At 70.3% G+C, this 16,483-nt stretch carries 14 protein-coding genes; 2 read left to right on the top strand and 12 right to left on the bottom strand.

Annotated features, from left to right (window positions below; all coding sequences use genetic code 11):
- Positions 1 to 11: 11 nt before the first annotated feature.
- The 6 genes from D3272_RS21840 to D3272_RS21815 form a co-directional block, all read right to left on the bottom strand.
- Positions 12 to 1,778, bottom strand: coding sequence for an ABC transporter substrate-binding protein (locus D3272_RS21840; RefSeq protein ID WP_129221328.1), 1,767 nt, complete (start codon positions 1,776 to 1,778; stop codon positions 12 to 14).
- A gap of 106 nt (positions 1,779 to 1,884) precedes the next feature.
- Complete coding sequence (locus D3272_RS21835) at positions 1,885 to 2,178, bottom strand: DUF2160 domain-containing protein (RefSeq protein WP_207210281.1); 294 nt, start codon at positions 2,176 to 2,178, stop codon at positions 1,885 to 1,887.
- An 11-nt stretch (positions 2,179 to 2,189) separates the two neighbouring features.
- Positions 2,190 to 3,059, bottom strand: coding sequence for a carbohydrate ABC transporter permease (locus tag D3272_RS21830; protein ID WP_129221327.1), 870 nt, complete (start codon positions 3,057 to 3,059; stop codon positions 2,190 to 2,192).
- Complete coding sequence (locus D3272_RS21825; protein WP_129221326.1) at positions 3,056 to 3,946, bottom strand: carbohydrate ABC transporter permease; 891 nt, start codon at positions 3,944 to 3,946, stop codon at positions 3,056 to 3,058. Before D3272_RS21825 ends, D3272_RS21830 begins: the two co-directional genes overlap by 4 nt.
- Positions 3,946 to 5,055: an ABC transporter ATP-binding protein gene (locus D3272_RS21820; RefSeq protein WP_129221325.1), complete on the bottom strand. Its 1,110-nt coding sequence runs from the start codon at positions 5,053 to 5,055 to the stop codon at positions 3,946 to 3,948. Before D3272_RS21820 ends, D3272_RS21825 begins: the two co-directional genes overlap by 1 nt.
- 11 nt (positions 5,056 to 5,066) lie before the next feature.
- The gene (locus tag D3272_RS21815) at positions 5,067 to 6,218 is read right to left on the bottom strand and encodes an ABC transporter ATP-binding protein (RefSeq protein WP_129221324.1); all 1,152 of its coding nucleotides are present in this window, start codon (positions 6,216 to 6,218) and stop codon (positions 5,067 to 5,069) included.
- A 353-nt stretch (positions 6,219 to 6,571) separates the two neighbouring features.
- Here D3272_RS21815 and D3272_RS21810 point away from each other — a divergent pair, with 353 nt between their 5' ends.
- Positions 6,572 to 7,069, top strand: coding sequence for a methylated-DNA--[protein]-cysteine S-methyltransferase (locus D3272_RS21810; protein WP_129221364.1), 498 nt, complete (start codon positions 6,572 to 6,574; stop codon positions 7,067 to 7,069).
- Between the two features lie 54 nt (positions 7,070 to 7,123).
- Here the strand turns inward: D3272_RS21810 and D3272_RS21805 are convergent, their stop codons facing one another.
- The 3 genes from D3272_RS21805 to D3272_RS21795 all read right to left on the bottom strand — a co-directional run bounded on the left by D3272_RS21805 (position 7,124) and on the right by D3272_RS21795 (position 11,620).
- Positions 7,124 to 10,033, bottom strand: coding sequence for a bifunctional YncE family protein/alkaline phosphatase family protein (locus tag D3272_RS21805; protein ID WP_129221323.1), 2,910 nt, complete (start codon positions 10,031 to 10,033; stop codon positions 7,124 to 7,126).
- Between the two features lie 140 nt (positions 10,034 to 10,173).
- Complete coding sequence (locus D3272_RS21800; protein WP_129221322.1) at positions 10,174 to 10,974, bottom strand: DeoR/GlpR family DNA-binding transcription regulator; 801 nt, start codon at positions 10,972 to 10,974, stop codon at positions 10,174 to 10,176.
- Positions 10,975 to 10,984: 10 nt separating this feature from the next.
- On the bottom strand, positions 10,985 to 11,620 hold the full coding sequence (locus tag D3272_RS21795; protein WP_165361466.1) for a TIGR02466 family protein: 636 nt from the start codon (positions 11,618 to 11,620) through the stop codon (positions 10,985 to 10,987).
- Positions 11,621 to 11,800: 180 nt separating this feature from the next.
- Here D3272_RS21795 and glpD point away from each other — a divergent pair, with 180 nt between their 5' ends.
- Positions 11,801 to 13,372: a glycerol-3-phosphate dehydrogenase gene (glpD, locus tag D3272_RS21790; RefSeq protein WP_129221320.1), complete on the top strand. Its 1,572-nt coding sequence runs from the start codon at positions 11,801 to 11,803 to the stop codon at positions 13,370 to 13,372.
- A gap of 385 nt (positions 13,373 to 13,757) precedes the next feature.
- On the opposite strand, the gene D3272_RS21785 is transcribed toward glpD, so the two are convergent.
- From D3272_RS21785 to D3272_RS21775, 3 genes are read right to left on the bottom strand one after another with little or no spacing between them, the layout of a single operon-like run.
- The gene (locus D3272_RS21785; RefSeq protein WP_129221319.1) at positions 13,758 to 14,612 is read right to left on the bottom strand and encodes an alpha/beta hydrolase; all 855 of its coding nucleotides are present in this window, start codon (positions 14,610 to 14,612) and stop codon (positions 13,758 to 13,760) included.
- 2 nt (positions 14,613 to 14,614) lie between these two features.
- Entirely contained in the window at positions 14,615 to 15,433 is an 819-nt protein-coding gene (locus D3272_RS21780; RefSeq protein WP_245496718.1) for an ATP-binding cassette domain-containing protein, read from the bottom strand.
- Positions 15,430 to 16,464 (bottom strand): ABC transporter permease, encoded by a 1,035-nt coding sequence (locus tag D3272_RS21775; protein ID WP_129221318.1) that lies wholly within the window; start codon positions 16,462 to 16,464, stop codon positions 15,430 to 15,432. The genes D3272_RS21780 and D3272_RS21775 overlap by 4 nt, the downstream gene beginning before the upstream one ends.
- Positions 16,465 to 16,483: the final 19 nt, after the last annotated feature.

The raw sequence follows: 16,483 nt of genomic DNA, 5'->3' as shown, positions 1-16,483 counted from the left end.
GGCAAGCGTGGTCACGCCTTCTTGGGCGGGGTGGAGGGCCAGGACTTGATCAGGGCGTCGTAGTCGACCGTCTCGCCCTTGGGCTTCTCGTTGGCGAGCTTGCGCTGGGGCGCGAGGTTGCCGTCCTTCTCGGCCCTGGCGAACCAGTATTCGGCCGTCTCCTCCTTGTTCATCTTCGGGCCGAGCTTGCCCTGCACGCCCGATTTCTCGAGCCGCGCCATGATGGCGTCCTGGTCGCGGGCGAGCCCGTCCATGGCCTGCTGCGGCGTCACCTGTCCCGAGATGGCGTTGGCGATGTTCTGCCACCACACCTGGGACATCTTGGCGTAGTCGGGAACGTTGACGCCCGTGGGGGTCCACTGCTTGCGGGCCGGGCTGCGGTAGAACTCGACGAGGCCGCCGACCTTGGGGGCGAGTTCCGTCATGGCGGGGTGCCACACGTCCGATTCGCGGATGAGGTGGAGCGTCTTCAGCGCCTTCTTCAGCGACACGGTCTTCGACGTGCAGAACTGGGCATAGAGCCAGCCCGCCTTGACGTGCTCGAGCGGGGCGTATTTCAGCATCGTCCAGCAGCCGACGTCCTGGTAGCCGAGCTTCATGCCCTCCTTCCAGTAGGCGCCGTGCGGCGAGGGGGCCATGCGCCACTTCGGCGTGCCGTCCTCGTTCATCACCGGGCCGGGCTGGCGGGCCGAATCCGTGAAGGCCGAGTACCAGAAGATCTGCTGGGCGATGTGGCCCTGGCCGACCACCGGCCCGGATTCGAGGAAGTCCATGCCGGCGGCTTCCGGCGGCGCGTACTTCTTCAGCCACTCGATGTATTTCGTCAGCGCGTAGACGGCGGCCGGGCCGTTGGCGTCGCCGCCGCGGGTGACCGAGGAGCCCACCGGGATGCCGTTCTCGGCCCGGATGCCCCATTCGTCGACCGGCCTGCCGTTGGGCAGGCCGCGGTCGCCGGCGCCGGCCATCGACAGCCAGGCGTCGGTGAAGCGCCAGCCGAGCGAGGGATCCTTCTTGCCGTAGTCCATGTGGCCATAGACCTTCTGGCCGTCGATCTCCTTCACGTCGTTGGTGAAGAAGTCGGCGATGTCCTCGTAGGCCGACCAGTTGACGGGCACGCCGAGCTCGTAGCCGTACTTCGCCTTGAACTTGGCCTTCAGCTCGGGCTTCTGGAACCAATCGTAGCGGAACCAGTAGAGGTTGGCGAACTGCTGGTCGGGCAGCTGGTAGAGCTTGCCGTCCGTGAAGGTGCCGAACGACAGGCCCATGAAGTCGTTGAGGTCCAGCGTCGGGCTCGTCACGTCCTTGCCCTGGCCGGCCATGAAGTCGGTCAGCGAGCCGTCGACGATGTCGTTGTAGCGCGGATGCGTGCCGATGAAGTCGGAATCGTTCATCCAGAAGTCGTAGATCGGCCGGCCCGACTGCATCTCAACGCCGATCTTATCGACGAGCGCGCCCTCGTCCATGATGTCGTGCCGGACCTCGATGCCGGTGATCTCGGCGAAGGCCTTGGTGAGCACCTGGGACTCGTAGTCGTGGACCTTGAGGCTTTCCGACACGCAGGACAGCTTCAGGCCGGCGAAGGGCTTGGCGGCGTCGGTGAACCACTGCATCTCGGCCATGGCCTCGTCCTTGGACAGGGTCGAGGGGCTGAACTCGGTCTCGACCCAGCGCTTGGCGGCATCGGCCTTCTGCGCCATCGAGGGGGTGGGGGCGATGCCGGCGGCGGCGGCGGCGCCGGCGGCAGCGGTTCCCTTCAGGATCGTACGGCGGTTGAACATGGGTGTCCTCTCCTCATGAGGCCGGTTGGCGGGATCGCCCCGGCTCTGTTGGTCTTGGCGCCTGGGCGCCCGGCGAGGCCGGGACGCCGCCCCCTCGATCCGGGGGTCAGGCGAAACGGAACATCACGGCCGCCAGCAGCAGGGCGGCGGCGGCCGGATACAGGAAGTTCTCCCCCCCGAAGCGGATGAAGCCGAGGAAGATGAAGGCCGAGGCGAGCAGCGACACGAAGAACCGGTCGCCGCGCGTCGTGGCGAAGCCCAGAATGCCGCGGTGCGGCGTCTCGGGGCGCAGCACCGCCAGCGTCGTCAGCCCCGCCAGGGCCGCCGCCATGCAGGCGAAGAACACGATGGTCTGCCAGGTCCAGGCCATCCAGGCGAGGTGGTCGGCGATGGTGTCCACGGCGGCCCCCCTCAGACGCGGCCGAGGGCGAAGCCCTTGGCGATGTGGTTGCGCACGAACCAGATGACGATGGCGCCCGGGATCATGGTGAGGACGCCGGCGGCGGCCAGCAGGCCCCAGTCGAGCCCCGCCGCCGAATAGGCGCGCGACATCATGCCGGCGATGGGCTTGGCGTCGACGGTGGTGAGGGTCGTGGCGAGCAGCTGCTCGACCCAGGAGAACATGAAGCAGAAGAAGGCCGCGACCCCGATGCCGTTGGCGATCAGCGGCAGGAAGATCTTCACGAAGAAGCGCGGGAACGAATAGCCGTCGATGGCCGCCGTCTCGTCGATCTCGCGCGGCACGCCCGAGATGAAGCCCTCGAGGATCCACACTGCCAGGGGCACGTTGAACAGGCAATGGGCCAGTGCCACCGCCCAGATCGAGTCGAACAGGCCGGTCGCCGAATACAGGTTGAAGAACGGCATGGCGTAGACCGCCGGCGGCGCCATGAGGTTCGACAGCAGCCAGAAGAACAGCGGCTTGTCGCCGACGAAGCGATAGCGGCTGAACGCATAGGCGGCGGGCAGCGCCACCGCTACCGACACGATCGTGTTGATGCCCACGTACAGGATCGAGTTGACGAAGCTCGCGTGCCACTCCGGATCGACGAAGATGCGGCGGTAGTTGTCGAGCGTCGGGTGTTGCGGCCACAGGCTGAGGCCCGACAGGATATCGGTGTTGGTCTTGAAGCTGACGTTGACGAGCCAATAGATCGGCACGAACAGGAACAGCACGTAGAGCGCGATGCCGACCGTGGTGCCGCTGGGGCGGCGGGCCGTCGGGGCCGCTGCCGCCGAGGCGGCGCCGAGGGGGGCCGAAAGGACGGAGGAGGAGCTCATGCGGCATCCTTCTGGTCGGCGTGGGTCGTGTAGGTGAAGAAGACCCAGCAGACCGTCAGCGTGATGAGGTTGTAGACCAGCGAATAGGCGGCGGCATTGCCGAGGTCGACCTGGCCCAGCGCCATCTTGACGAGGTCGATCGACAGGAAGCTCGTGGCCTCGCCGGGCCCGCCGCCCGTCACCGTGAAGGGCTCGGTATAGATCATGAACGAGCCCATGAAGCGCAGCAGCATGCCGATGACCAGCACCTTGCGGAGCTTCGGCAGCTCGATGTTGCGGAACACGCTCCAGCGGTTGGCGCCGTCGATGCGCGCCGCCTGGTAATAGGCGTCCGGGATGGCCTTCAGGCCCGCGTAGCACAGCAGGGCCAGCATGGAGGTCCAGTGCCACACGTCCATGACGATGATGACGAACCAGGCCGAGGCCGCATCCTGGGTGACGTTGAAGGGCACGCCCGCCGCCGTGAGGCCGACGCCCAGCAGGCCGATGTCGGTGCGGCTGAACAGCTGCCAGATGACGCCGACGACGTTGTAGGGGATCAGCAGCGGCAGGGCGATCAGCACCAGCGCGGCCCCGACCCGCCAGCCGGATTTCGGGATGCACAGCGACACCGCGATGCCGAGCGGCACCTCGATGGCCAGCACCACGGCCGAAAAGAGGAGGTTGCGCAGCAGCGATCCCTGGAAGCGCTGGCCCACCGCGGTCGTCGGGTCGAGCAGGTTCTGGAACCAGCCGACGCCGTTCCAGAAGAAGTTGTTCTGCCCCATCGTGTCCTGGAAGGAATAGTTCACCACCGTCATCATGGGGGTGAGCGAGGAGAACAGAACCACGATCATGACGGGCACGACGAAGAGCCAGGCCCGGTTGGCGAAAGCGCGGGTGTCCATCAGGCGGCCCTTCCGGCAGTGAGGCTTCGGCCCTCGACGCGGCGCTCGTCGTGATAGACGTGGGTCTTGGCCGGGTCGAGGCGGAGGCGGGCCGGGCCGAGGTCGACGCCCATGCCGCGCGGCACGCTCGCCACCAGCGACTGGGCGCCGGCCCCGCCGAGGCTCACATGGGCCAGCAGCTTGCGGCCGAGGTCGTCGATGCGCGTCACCGTCACGGGCAGGCCCTCGCCTTGGGTCAGCGTCGCGTAATCGGGGCGGATGCCGAGCTTCACGCTCGCCCCGCCGGCGAGGTTCGGGTAGGCGGCGCCGAGCGGCAGCACGTGGCCGTCGACCCGCGCCTCGGCCCCCGACACCTCGCCCCGCAGGAGGTTCATGCCCGGCGAGCCGATGAAATAGCCCACGAACGTGTGTTCGGGCCGCTCGAACAGCTCCGTCGGCGTGCCGATCTGCACGGCGCGCCCGTCGTTCATCACCACCACCTTGTCGGCGAAGGTCAGGGCCTCGACCTGGTCGTGGGTGACGTAGATCATCAGCAGGTCGAGCGCGCGGTGCACGGCCTTCAGCTTCGAGCGCAGCTCCCATTTCAGCGCCGGGTCGATGACGGTGAGGGGCTCGTCGAACAGCACGGCCGAGACGTCCGAGCGCACGAGGCCGCGCCCGAGCGAGATCTTCTGCTTGGCATCCGCCGTGAGGCCGCGGGCGCGGCGCCCGAGGTCGGGCACGAGGTCGAGCATGGCGGCGATCTCGCCGACGCGCTTCTCGATCTGCGGGCGCGCCATGCCGCGGTTCTTCAGCGGAAAGGCCAGGTTCTCCGCCACCGTCATGGTGTCGTAGATGACGGGGAACTGGAACACCTGGGCGATGTTGCGCTGCTCGGTCGGCAGCCGGGTCACGTCCCGGTCGCCGAAGAGCAGCCGCCCGTGCGACGGGATGACGAGGCCCGAGATGATGTTGAGCAGGGTGGTCTTGCCGCAGCCGGAAGGGCCGAGCAGGGCATAGGCCTTGCCGGATTCCCACACGTGGTGGATGGGCTTCAGCGCGTAGTCGGCCTCGCTCCGCGGCGCGCCGCCATAGGCGTGCCCGATGCCGTCGAGGGTGATGTCGGCCATGGATCCTCTCCTCAGGCCGGGACGGGCTGGCGCAGGCCGGGCCCGGTCGCCACGGCCCTGCCGCCCCTGGCGGCGATGCGGCGACCGTCGGGGCCGAAGGCGAAGGCGGCGCCGAGATCGAGCTCCACCGCCACGCGGTCGCCCGGCTCGAAGGCGTGGACGCCCTCGACCAGGCACACGACCGTGCCGAGCCCGGCGTCGGTGACGACGTGGACGAAGCTTTCCGAGCCGCTGATCTCGGTGACCGAGACGGCGCCGGGGAAGCTCGGGCCGGACGGCGGAAGCCCGTCCCCCAGCCCGCCCCCCTGCGTCGCCACGCGGGCGGCGTCGGCGCGGAAACCGAGCGTGCAGGCGCCGTCGGGCAGGCCGGCGAGCGGGCCCTCGGCCGGGAAGCCGCGGCCGTCGGCCAGCGTCGCCGTCCCGCCGGCGACCGTGACGGCGAGCTCGTTCAGCGGCGGGTCGGAGAAGACGCGGGCGGCGTCGCGGTTGGCGGGGTCGCGGTAGACGGCCGCGGTCGGCCCCACCTGGGTGATGCGGCCCTCGTGCAGGGTGGCGGTGCGGCCGCGCAGCAGCAGCGCTTCGCCGGGCTCGGTCGTGGCATAGACCAGGATGGCGCCCGTCTCGGCGAAGATGCGCGGCAGTTCCTCGCGCAGTTCCTCGCGCAGCTTGTAGTCGAGGTTCGCCAGGGGCTCGTCGAGCAGCACGAGCTTCGCCTGCTTGACGAGGGCGCGGGCGAGCGCCGTGCGCTGCTGCTGGCCGCCCGACAGCTGGGCGGGCGTGCGCTTCAGCATGGGCTCGAGCCGCATCAGCTTGGCGGCGCGCGCCACCCGGGCCTCGATCTCGGCCTTGGCCAGGCCCTGCACCCGCAGCGGGGACGCGATATTGTCGTAGACCGACAGGGTCGGGTAGTTGACGAACTGCTGGTACACCATGGCGACCGAGCGGGCCTTCACGCCCAGGCCCGTCACGTCGCGCCCGTCCTCGACGATGCGGCCGGAGGTCGGCCGGTCCAGCCCCGCCATGAGGCGCATCAGCGTGGTCTTGCCGCTCAGCGTCGGGCCGAGCAGGACGTTCATGGTGCCGGGCTGGAGATCCAGCGACGCATCGGCGATGATGACCTCGTCGCCCCGCTTGAGACCGACGGCGTCGAGCACGAGGCTCATGAGCAGGGAGGTCCTGCTGTGCTCCGGCGTAGGTCGTCCATGGATCATCCTCCCGGGGCGGCGCTTTGACGTTGCGCTCGTTCGTCGACGCATGGAAGGTATGTCGAAGATGGAAGGGCTGGCAAGCGAATAAAACGAAGGTTGGAACGAAAGCCGCCCGGGCCGAGATGCCGGCCGAGACACTGGCCGAGATACCGGCCGAGACGCACCGCCGCCCCTCCGCCACGGGAGAACCCCAGGCCCTTCCCGGCGCCGTCGGGCCGGCTATACTGGCCGGAAAGCGGGCACGGGACCGGAGGCGAGGCGTGGCGACGGGCCGGGATGCGGGGCGGCCGCACGCCGTCACCCGGGTGATGGCGTCACCGGTCGGCGCCCTGACGCTGGCGGCGACCGGGCGCGGGCTGGCCGCGATCCTGTGGGAGGCCGACGACCCGCGGCGGGTGCCGCTGACCCTCGCCGGCGCGGACCCGGACCATCCGGTGCTGCGCGAGGCCGAGCGGCAGCTCGACAGCTACTTCGCCGGCGCGCTCCGGTGCTTCGACCTGCCGCTCGACGCCCACGGCACGGAATTCCAGAAGCGGGTCTGGGCGCAACTGCTGCGCATCCCCTATGGCGAGACGCGCAGCTATGGCGCGATCGCGCGCTCGCTCGGCGACGCGAACCTCATGCGCGCCGTGGGGGCCGCCAACGGCCGCAACCCCCTCTCGATCGTGGCGCCCTGCCACCGGGTCGTCGGCGCCGCCGGCCAGCTCACGGGTTTCGCGGGCGGGCTGGCGGCGAAACGGTTCCTGCTGGGGCTCGAGGGCGCGGGGCCTGGGCCGGACCTGTTCGGCGGGAACGGGTTGGGGTAGGGCGGCGTCGCCTCGGGTGGACTCGCAGTGGGCGAGCCCGCCTCGGCCCGGCGTTCAATCGTCGTCGTCGTCCTTCTTGGCCGGGGTCGCGACCTGGGCCTCGGCGCCGTCGCGGCCGAGCGGGCGCCCGCCGTTGACCGGGTAGGGCTTGCCACCCATCAGGCCCTTCCACAGGATCTGGTTGTAGGCCACGGCGTCGACCTTGTCCTCCTGGGAAAAGTCGAGGCCCTGCGTCCGGTCCATCCAGTAGCGGGCGTCGTGCGGGCTCCGGGCGGCGTCGGCGAATCTCGCGCCCTTGGGGAAGGGGAGGGCGGTGCCGCGCAGCAGGCTCGACGCGCGGGCGTCGAAGCCCCAGGCCGGCACCGACAGGTCGAAGGCGTCCGACATGGGCCGCTGGTTGGCGTCGTAGAGGCTGAGATGGTCCATCCCGAGGACGTCGGAGATGGTCCTGAGCATGCTGATCGTGGTGTAATGCGTGCTCACCACGGCGCCGTGCTTGACGTAGGGACCGACGATGAAGGCGGTGCTGCGGTGGGCGTCGACGTGGTCGGGGCCGTCCTGGGCGTCGTCCTCGACGACGAAGACCAGCGTGTCCCGCGCATAGGTGCTGCGGGCGATCGCCTGCACCAACGCCCCGACCGCGTAATCGTTGTCGGCGACCTGCAGGTCCGGCTTGTTCACGCCGTCGATGGCGTTCTTGTAGTTGCCGGTGTGGTCGTTCATGAACCGCACGAGGCTCAGGCTCGGCAGGTTGCCGTGGGCGACGTAGCCGGCGAACTCGCGCTCCCATTCCTGTTCCCGGTAGAAGTCCGGATAGGCATCGTCGAAGCCGCGGAAATAGGGATCGGTGAGCGGCACGAGCTGCGGGTTGGCGGCGTAGGACTGCACGCTGGCGGGGTAGGGCGACCGCACCGCGGAGATCTGCAGGTTGGCGCTCGGCGTCCCGGCGAGGCTGTAGCGGGTGAGGTCGATGTAGAAGCCGTAGTTGCGCACCGTCAGGCCGGCGCGCAGGGCGGCGTTCCACAAGTAGCCCTTCTGCACCTCGCCGTCGGGCCCGTCCGGCGCCGCGACGTTGCCGGTCCCGGGCAGGGTGTCGGGATCGAGGGAGGCGGCGAGCGGGTCGGCCGCGACGCGGGCCGCGCCGCTCAGGCCGACGTTGACGTTGCGGTTCGTGCCCTCCCAATCGTAGGAGCCGCCGGCGCCGTTGGCGGCATAGTTCGGCGGCAGCATCTTGGCGCCCGCGTCCGATTCCTTGGCGGCGGTGCTCCACGGCCAGCCGTTGCCGCTGACGTCACCGGCATCGTAGAAATTGTCGAAGGTCACGAAATCCGTGGCGAGCGCATGCTGGTTCGGCGTCGTGCCGCGCGGGAACTCGGCGAGGTTCGCGTCGCCGTTGGCCTTGCGCACGTCCCCGAGCACCTGGTCGTAGGTGCGGTTCTCCTTCACGATGTAGATCACGTGTTTGATCTTCTGGCGGAGCGCCGCCATCGTCGGGTCGAGCACCGGCGGGGCGTCGAAGCCGTTGTTGGCGGCGACGCGCTGCGTCATGTATTCGAGCGCCGTCCCGCGCGGGACCGAGAAGCTGAGCAGCGCCGATCCGGTCAGGTTGAGGATGTACTGGTTGGGCGCGAAGACCACGGGCGAGTTGGCCACCGGGCACGGCACGCTCTGGTAGCCCAGGCAATTGCCGGGGTTCGCGCCGGGGTCGGTCTTGGCGTTGCTGACGTAGACGGTGCGCCCGTCGGCGGAAGCGCGGACGTCGGACGGAGACCAGCCCGTGGGGATCAGCCCGGCGAGTCGCGGCGTGCCGCCCGCCAGGGCGATGACGGCGAGCGAGTTGGTGCCGCGGTTCGTCACGTAGAGCGTGCCGCCGTCCGCGGACAGGGCGAGGCCGTCCGGCGACGCGCCCTTGTACTTCGCCCGCTGCGGCGCGAGGAGGCCGGTCGGCGCGATGGTCGACACCGTGGACGTCACGGCATTGGCGGCGGTCGCGATGACGCTCACGACGTCGGCGTTGTCGCTCGCGACGTAGAGGGTCTTGCCGGCGGCGTCCAAGGCGAGCTTGTTCGGGTTGCCCTGGACCGGGATGCGGGCGACGACCGCGGGCTGGCCGCCGGAGATGTCGACCGCCACGATCTCGCGGTCCCGCTCGCTGCTGACATAGGCGATGCGGTTGCCCGCGATGGCCACGGAATTGGGATATTCGCCGCCCGGCGTGCCGGAGGCGCCCCCGCTCCTGCCGGGGCGCAGGTCCTGCTCGGCCACCACGGCGCGGCGGGCGAGGTCCACGACCGAGACCGAGTCGTTGTAGCGGTTGACCACGACGGCGCGGGTGCCGTCGGCCGTGACGGCGATGCCGGACGCCAGCGGCTTCTGGGCCAGCCCGTTGCCGGCCTTGTGGCCCAGCTGGATCGGCGCGCCCGATTCGGCCCAGGTGCTGCCCTGCAGGGCGAAGACGTGGATATTGTCCTCGCCGGCCCCCGGCACGTAGAAGGTCCTGCCGTCCGGCGCGAAGGCGATGCCGACGAAGCTGTTCGACACCTGCAGGATCTGCCGCTGCACCGGCGTGCCGCTCGTCACGTCGAAGACGAAGATGAACTGCGTCGAATCCTTCGGCAGCTGCTTGCCGTTGGCATCCACCACTTCGTTGTAGCCGGTGGTGAGCACCAGCAGGGTCCTGCCGTCGGGGCTCAGCGCCTCCGAATCGGCGTAGCCGGCCTTGACGTTCGGCGCGTCCGCGAGGTTCGGCAGGAGCGGCTGGTAGACGGCGTTCGGGGCCGCCCGGGGCGTGATGAACTGGCCGGTCGGCAGGAGCTCGCCGACGTTCTGCGGGACGCGCCCGGCGGCGGCGGTGGAGTCCGCCGCGGCGGCGTCCCCGAGGAGGGCCGGCGCCAGGCCCAAGCCGAGGCCCAAGCCGAGCCCCAAGCCGAGGCCCAGCAGGATCGGACGGCTGATCGACCTCATCGGCGTATCTCCCCCTCGGCGCCACGGGATGCGACACCCGATGCATCCAGCGGATGAGAAGGCCGTTGCGTGACGGCCGTGTGTCGGAACGCGCCCCGGCCCGGCCACGCGTTGCCGCGCACCGGTTCCCAGGCGCCCCCTCACCCTTCCTCCCCCTCCACCGGCCCGCCCGCCTCCACCACCTCGACGCCGTGCTGGCGGCACAGCTCCGCGGCGGCGGCGGGCAGGCGGTCCGTCACCAGGATGTCGACATCGTCGAGATGCGCCACGCGTGCCGGGGCCGAGCGGGCGAACTTGCTGGAATCCGCCACCAGCACGACGCGCCGCGCGTGCTCGATGATGGCGCGCTGCGCCTGCACCTCGCGGATGTCGAAATCCAGCAGGGTGCCGTCGGCGTCGATCGCCGAGGTGCCGATCACGGCCAGGTCGACGCGGAACTGCGCGATCAGGGCTTCCGACTGCGCCCCCACGATGCCGCCGTCGCCGTGGCGCACGCTGCCGCCCGTGACGACCACCTCCATGGCGCTGTTGCGGTACAGCTCGGCCGCCACCTGCAGGTTGTTGGTGATGACGAGCAGGCCCGAATGACCGCCGAGCGCCCGCGCCACCTCCTCGGTCGTCGTCCCGATGGTGAGGAACACCGAGGAATGGTCCGGCACGAGCCGCGCCGCCGCTTCCCCGATCAGCCGCTTGTGGGGGCCGGCGATGAGCTTGCGGGCCTCGTAGGCGAGGTTGACGACGCCCGACGCCACCATGGCGCCCCCGTGCACCCGCACCACCATCTGGGCGTCGGACAGGTCGTTGAGGTCGCGCCGGATGGTTTGCGGCGTCACGGCGAAATGGGCGGCGAGGTCCTCCACCGTCACGCGCCCCTTCTCGCGCAGCCAGTCCACGATCTCGACTTGGCGGCGGGTGGGCGCCTTGGCGTTCTGGAGGTTCACCGGCGCGGGCTCACGCGGGCAGGCTGAAGTTGAAGGCGACGGAGATGCGCGTGCCGGTGCCGCGGTAGGGCCGCACCTGGTGCAGCAGCCAGGACGGAAACACGATGAGCAGCCCGGGCTTGGGCCGGATCGTCTCGGCGCCGCCCACCGAGGCGCCGTCGCCGGCGAACTTCAGCGACGGCGCATACATGCCGGGGCCGGGGCCGCGCGGGTCCAGCATCTCGAACTCGCCCCCGAGCGAGGGATCGGCGGCGCAGCCGCCGTCCTCGACGTAATAGGTGCCCGACCAGAAGGCGCCCGCGTGGTAGTGGGCGACGTTGGCGTGGCCGGCCGTGTTGACGTTGGCCCAGGCCGCGACCTTCCAGGCGGGGCGGATCGGCTGGCCGGCCCGGTCCGCCGTGAGCTGCCCCGCCACGCCGCGGGCGAGGTCGATGACCTCCGCGGCGCAGGGGCCGCCCCACGCCAGCAGGTCCCGGTCCGAATGCCATCCGCCCGCGTTCGAGGCCTGCACCGAGGGCTGGCGCGCGCGCCGCTCCAGGATGGCGGCCGAGAGGGCCGCGTTGATCCGCCCGGCTTCCGGTACGTCCAGCGCCGCCACCGGCGTGGCGAAGAGCCCCCGCACCGCCAGATTGAGCCGCACCGTCATCCCGTCCTCCCGGATCGTCCCGCGACAGGGCGGGTTGGGCCGCGCCACGGCGCGGGTCCACACGACACTAGCCGATCGCCCGAGCCCGCGACACTGCCGCATTCCCTTTCGCTTCGGCTTTCGTTGTGATCGCTTGAAGCTTCTCTATTTTCGTTTATCGTTTGCCGCTGGAGACGGACGATGCCGCCCCGGGGGAGGACAGCCTTGGACACCACCTATGATCTCGCCATCATCGGCGGGGGCGTGAACGGATGCGGCATCGCCCGGGACGCGACGGGCCGGGGCTTCAAGGTGCTGCTCTGCGAGCAGGACGACCTCGCCAGCGGCACCTCCTCGGCCGCCACCAAGCTCATCCACGGCGGGCTGCGCTACCTCGAGCACCGCGAGTTCCGCCTGGTGCGCGAGGCGCTGATGGAGCGCGAGGTGCTGTGGGGCATCGCGCCCCACATCATCTGGCCGCTGCGCTTCGTCCTCCCCTACCAGAAGGGCCTGCGGCCGGCCTGGATGCTGCGGCTCGGCCTGCTGCTCTACGACAACCTCGGCGGCCGCAAGCGCCTGCCCGCCACCCGCACGCTGGACCTGCGGCGCGACCCCGCCGGGGCGCCGCTCAAGCCCGGCGCCTTCCGCAAGGGCTTCGAATATTCGGACTGCTGGGTCGAAGACTCGCGCCTCGTGGCGCTGAACGCGCGCGACGCCGCCGACCGCGGCGCGACGGTGCTGACCCGGACGCGCGCGGTGGCGGCCGAGCGGGCGGCCGAGGGCTGGACGCTGACGCTGCAGGACCGCAACACCCGCCAGACCCGCACCGTGCGGGCCCGCGCCGTGGTCAACGCCGCCGGCCCCTGGGTCGGCCAGGTGCTGAACAACACGCTGGGACAGAACAACGCCGCGAAGGTGCGGCTGGTCCAGGGGTCGCACATCGTCGTGCCGAAACTCTACGACCACGACCGCTGCTACTTCTTCCAGAACCCGGACGGCCGCATCTTCTTCGCCATCCCGTACGAGACGGACTTCACGCTGATCGGCACGACGGACCGGGACTACGAGGGCGACCCCGCCGACGTGCGCGCCACGCCCGAGGAGGTCGACTACATCTGCCGTTCGGCGAGCGACTATTTCGCGCGCGCCGTCACCCCGGCCGACGTCGTGTGGCGCTATTCGGGCGTGCGGCCGCTCTACGACAAGGGCGACGGCGCCGCCCAGGCCGCCACCCGCGACTACGTGCTCGACCTCGACGCCGGCGCGGGCCGGGCGCCGCTGCTCAGCGTCTTCGGCGGCAAGCTGACCACCTACCGCAAGCTCGCCGAACACGCCCTGCAACTCGTCGCCCCGCACCTCCCCGCGCCCGCCTCCGGCACCGCCCTCCCGGCGGGCTGGACGGGGCGGGAGGCGCTGCCGGGCGGCGACTTCCCGGTCGACGGCTTCGAGGCCCTCGTGGCCGAGATCCGCGCGCGCTGGCCCTTCCTCCGGCCCGCCCATGCCCGCCGCCTCGCCCGCCATTACGGCACGCGGGCCCGCGACATCCTCGGGACGGCGCTCTCCGCGGCCGACCTCGGCACCGATTACGGCGCGACGCTGACCGAAGCCGAACTCGACCACCTCATGACGCGCGAATGGGCCCGCACCGCGACCGACGTCGCCTGGCGCCGCACCAAGCTCGGGCTCCGCCTGACCCCGGCCGAGATGGACGCCCTCGACCGCGCCATGGCCGACAAGGCGGCGGCGCGCCCGGCGCTGGCGGGGACCGGCTAGAGCTGTCGCCGCTCGCCTTGGCTCGCGACTTCAGCTCTAGTGCTATGATTTTACGAGCATCTTTACGCGATCAGGTGACTCGACCTGATCGCGATCTGTTCTAGGGCGCTTTCGCCTTCGGCGAATCCGCTCGAGCTCCGAAGCGAGAGCGGTGTCGTCGGCTTGGAGCCGCCAAGGCGACGCGGGAGACATCCGATGCGGCTCTCGGTTCGGAGGTGTAGGCCGCCTCGAAGTCTGCGCTCCATGCCATGACGGTGGGACTCGCCGTCGACATCGAGGCGGACGGCATCGCGGTCACGCGGCCGGCCCGGGCTCCACGAACCTCACCGGGGTGGGTGGTGAGGGGGCCGCTTTCGACGGGGTGGAGCCTGCGAAGGACACTCGGTCAGCGTGTCGGGTCCCTGACGCCCGCCCTCGGCTCCTCGGCGAGACCATCGATGAACGCTGCGGTGCGCCGGACGACGTCGTCGCGATCGAGGTCGAGTTGCGCCATGTGATAGGATCGGTGCAGCCACCCGATCGATTTCGTCGTCGACGACACCTCGGCCAGGATCGTCTCGGCACTGCGGCGCGGCACGACGTGATCTGACACGGATTGCAGGACGAGAACCGGGGCCCTCACGAGGGGCAGGGCCTCGCGCGCCAGAGCCGTCATCGCAAGCAGGTCGATGCCGCTCTTGCGGCTGCGCTCCGGGTAAGTGATCTCCGGCACGGCCGGGCCGACGAAGGCGGGGCCTTCCCAGGTCGACAGCCGGTCCGCCGCTGCGCCGTCCATCACCTCACGCGCGAATGCCGGTCGGTCGAGGAAGACCGGCGCGTTGAGGGTGACGAGGCCTGCCACGCGATCGCATTCGAGGCAGGCGATCTGCAGCGCGAGTGCGCCACCCATCGACACCCCGAGCAGGTAGACCCGCTCGTAAACGTCGGCGAGGGCGACCAGAGCGCGGCGTGCTTCGGCGATCCATTCGGAGGGTCCCGTGCGGGCGAGATCTTCAGGGTCGGTGCCGTGCCCGGGCAACGTCGGCATCAGGACGGCGAAGCCTGAAGCTGCCAAGCCGCCGCCCAGGAAGCGCATGCTTTCGGCCGACGCGCCCCACCCGTGCAGCGCCAGGATGGCCGTGTCGGCGTCCGGGCCGGCCAGGAAGGCCGCTTCGGCTCCGGGGATCGTGACGCGCCAAGCCGTTTCGCGCAGGAGCGCGGAGATGGCGTCGCTCGCCGCCCCGTCGGTGCTCGTCGCCATCGTCACGCCGACGCTGTGCGGGGAAACGGCTCCGGTGCCTGCTCGAGCGAGGCGAGTTCGACCCCGCCCGCCATCAGGTTCACCACGTCCGACGCGCTCCGCTCGCCCCGATCGAAGGACGCGGCGATGCGCCCGTGGCTGAGAACGGAGAAGCGATCCCCGATCGACAGGGCGTGGTGGGCATTGTGGGTGATCAGGATGACGCCGACGCCCCGCGCTCGGACCTCGGCGATGAGCCTGAGCACGGTCGTGGCTTCCCGCACGCCGAGCGCGGAGGTCGGTTCGTCGAGGATGAGGAGGCGAGCGCCGAAATAGGTCGCCCGGCAGATGGCGACGGCCTGGCGCTGTCCGCCCGACAGGGTGCCGATCGGGCGCGCCGCGTCGGTGACGCGCCGGACGCCGAGGCTGCAGATCTCCGATAGCGCGATCGCGTTCATGCGATCGAGGTCGAGACGGCGGAACGGGCCGCTGCCCTTCGTCAGCTCCGCACCGAGAAAGAAGTTGCGCGCGATGCTCATCAGCGGAACCGTCCCGCCGTATTGGTGCACGGTGGAGATGCCGGCCGAGCGCGCGTCGCGCGGCTCGCGGAAGCGGACCGGAACCCCGTCGACGAGCAACTGCCCCCGGCTCGGCTCATGGACGCCGGACAGGAGCTTGATCAGCGTCGACTTCCCCGCGCCATTGTCGCCGAGCAGGCAGACGACCTCACCGGCGCCGACCTGCAGCGACACGTCCTCGAGGGCGGCGACGCCGGCGAAGTGTTTGGAAACGCCGCGGGCCTCGATGATCGGCGGGGAGGATCCCATCGTCTCGCCCGTCATGCGCTCAATGCCGCGCGGCGGAACAGGTTGTTGGCCAGCACCGCCGCGAGCAGGAGCAGACCGAGCAGGAGTTGGGCCCAATCCGAGTTCCACCCCGTGTAGAAAATGCCGACGTTGACGATGCCGAAGGTCGCGGCCCCGAATGCGACGCCGATGGGCGAGCCGTAACCGCCCTGGAGCAGCACGCCGCCGATGACGGAAGCGATGATGGAGTTGAAGACGTAGACCTGGCCCCGCGTCGCCTCGCCACCGTTGAAGGCCATCGTCTGGATGATGCCGACGAGCACGGCGGCGAGCGCCGTCAGGATGAACAGGACGATCTTCACCCGATCGGTGCGTATGCCCGCCTCGCGTGCGGAGCGCGCATCGCCGCCGGTGGCCAGGACCCAGTTGCCGAAGGTCGTGCGGAACAGCACCCAGGCGGCCGCGAGCGAAACCGCGGCCCACCAGAGGATCGACACGTTGGCCTGCTGCCAGCGCCCGGCGAACACGGCGCGCAGGGGACCCTCGACCTTCAACGAGACGTTCGGCGTGCCCGCGAGCAGGCGCGCCATGCCGAGGGCCGACCCGGCGAGCGCCAGCATGCTGACCAGGGTGATGATGAACGACGGCAAGCCGGTGCGGATCGTGAGGACGCCGTTGAACAGCCCGACGCCGACCCCGAGTGTGATCGCAAGCGCGATGGAAATCCAGAGCGGCACGCCGTAGAGCCCGGACGCCGTCGCGATCAGAACCGAGGTCGCGCCGATCACGGAGCCGATCGACAGGTCGAGCTCGCCGCCGATCATCAACAACGCGACCGGCACCGCCACGATGCCGAGTTCGGCGGCGACGTTGAGCCAGCCGGTGACGCCCCGCCAGGCCAGGAAGCCGTTGCCCGCGGTCGCGACCGCGAAGAAAGCGAAGACCGCCAGCGTCCCGACCAGCGCCCCGAACTCGGGATGCCGCATCAGGCGCGAAAGGATCAGGGCGATGCGCGAGCGATCCGCCGCCGCCGCCAGGCGCACGGCGCCCTCATTATTCGTGTCCATGGGGCCCATCGCTGTCCGC

The sequence above is a fragment of the Lichenibacterium ramalinae genome, from assembly GCF_004137085.1.
Taxonomy (GTDB): Bacteria; Pseudomonadota; Alphaproteobacteria; order Rhizobiales; family Beijerinckiaceae; genus Lichenihabitans; species Lichenihabitans ramalinae.
Note: the sequence above shows the minus strand (reverse complement) of the source record. Positions and strands in the feature narration are given on the sequence as shown.

Coding starts and splice junctions, on each gene's coding strand:
- D3272_RS21840 (WP_129221328.1), bottom strand. CDS start 1,778: ATGTTCAACCGCCGTACGATCCTGAAGGGAACCGCTGCCGCCGGCGCC.
- D3272_RS21830 (WP_129221327.1), bottom strand. CDS start 3,059: ATGAGCTCCTCCTCCGTCCTTTCGGCCCCCCTCGGCGCCGCCTCGGCG.
- D3272_RS21825 (WP_129221326.1), bottom strand. CDS start 3,946: ATGGACACCCGCGCTTTCGCCAACCGGGCCTGGCTCTTCGTCGTGCCC.
- D3272_RS21820 (WP_129221325.1), bottom strand. CDS start 5,055: ATGGCCGACATCACCCTCGACGGCATCGGGCACGCCTATGGCGGCGCG.
- D3272_RS21815 (WP_129221324.1), bottom strand. CDS start 6,218: ATGAGCCTCGTGCTCGACGCCGTCGGTCTCAAGCGGGGCGACGAGGTC.
- D3272_RS21810 (WP_129221364.1), top strand. CDS start 6,572: ATGGCGTCACCGGTCGGCGCCCTGACGCTGGCGGCGACCGGGCGCGGG.
- D3272_RS21805 (WP_129221323.1), bottom strand. CDS start 10,033: ATGAGGTCGATCAGCCGTCCGATCCTGCTGGGCCTCGGCTTGGGGCTC.
- D3272_RS21795 (WP_165361466.1), bottom strand. CDS start 11,620: ATGACGGTGCGGCTCAATCTGGCGGTGCGGGGGCTCTTCGCCACGCCG.
- glpD (WP_129221320.1), top strand. CDS start 11,801: ATGCCGCCCCGGGGGAGGACAGCCTTGGACACCACCTATGATCTCGCC.
- D3272_RS21785 (WP_129221319.1), bottom strand. CDS start 14,612: ATGGCGACGAGCACCGACGGGGCGGCGAGCGACGCCATCTCCGCGCTC.
- D3272_RS21780 (WP_245496718.1), bottom strand. CDS start 15,433: ATGACGGGCGAGACGATGGGATCCTCCCCGCCGATCATCGAGGCCCGC.
- D3272_RS21775 (WP_129221318.1), bottom strand. CDS start 16,464: ATGGACACGAATAATGAGGGCGCCGTGCGCCTGGCGGCGGCGGCGGAT.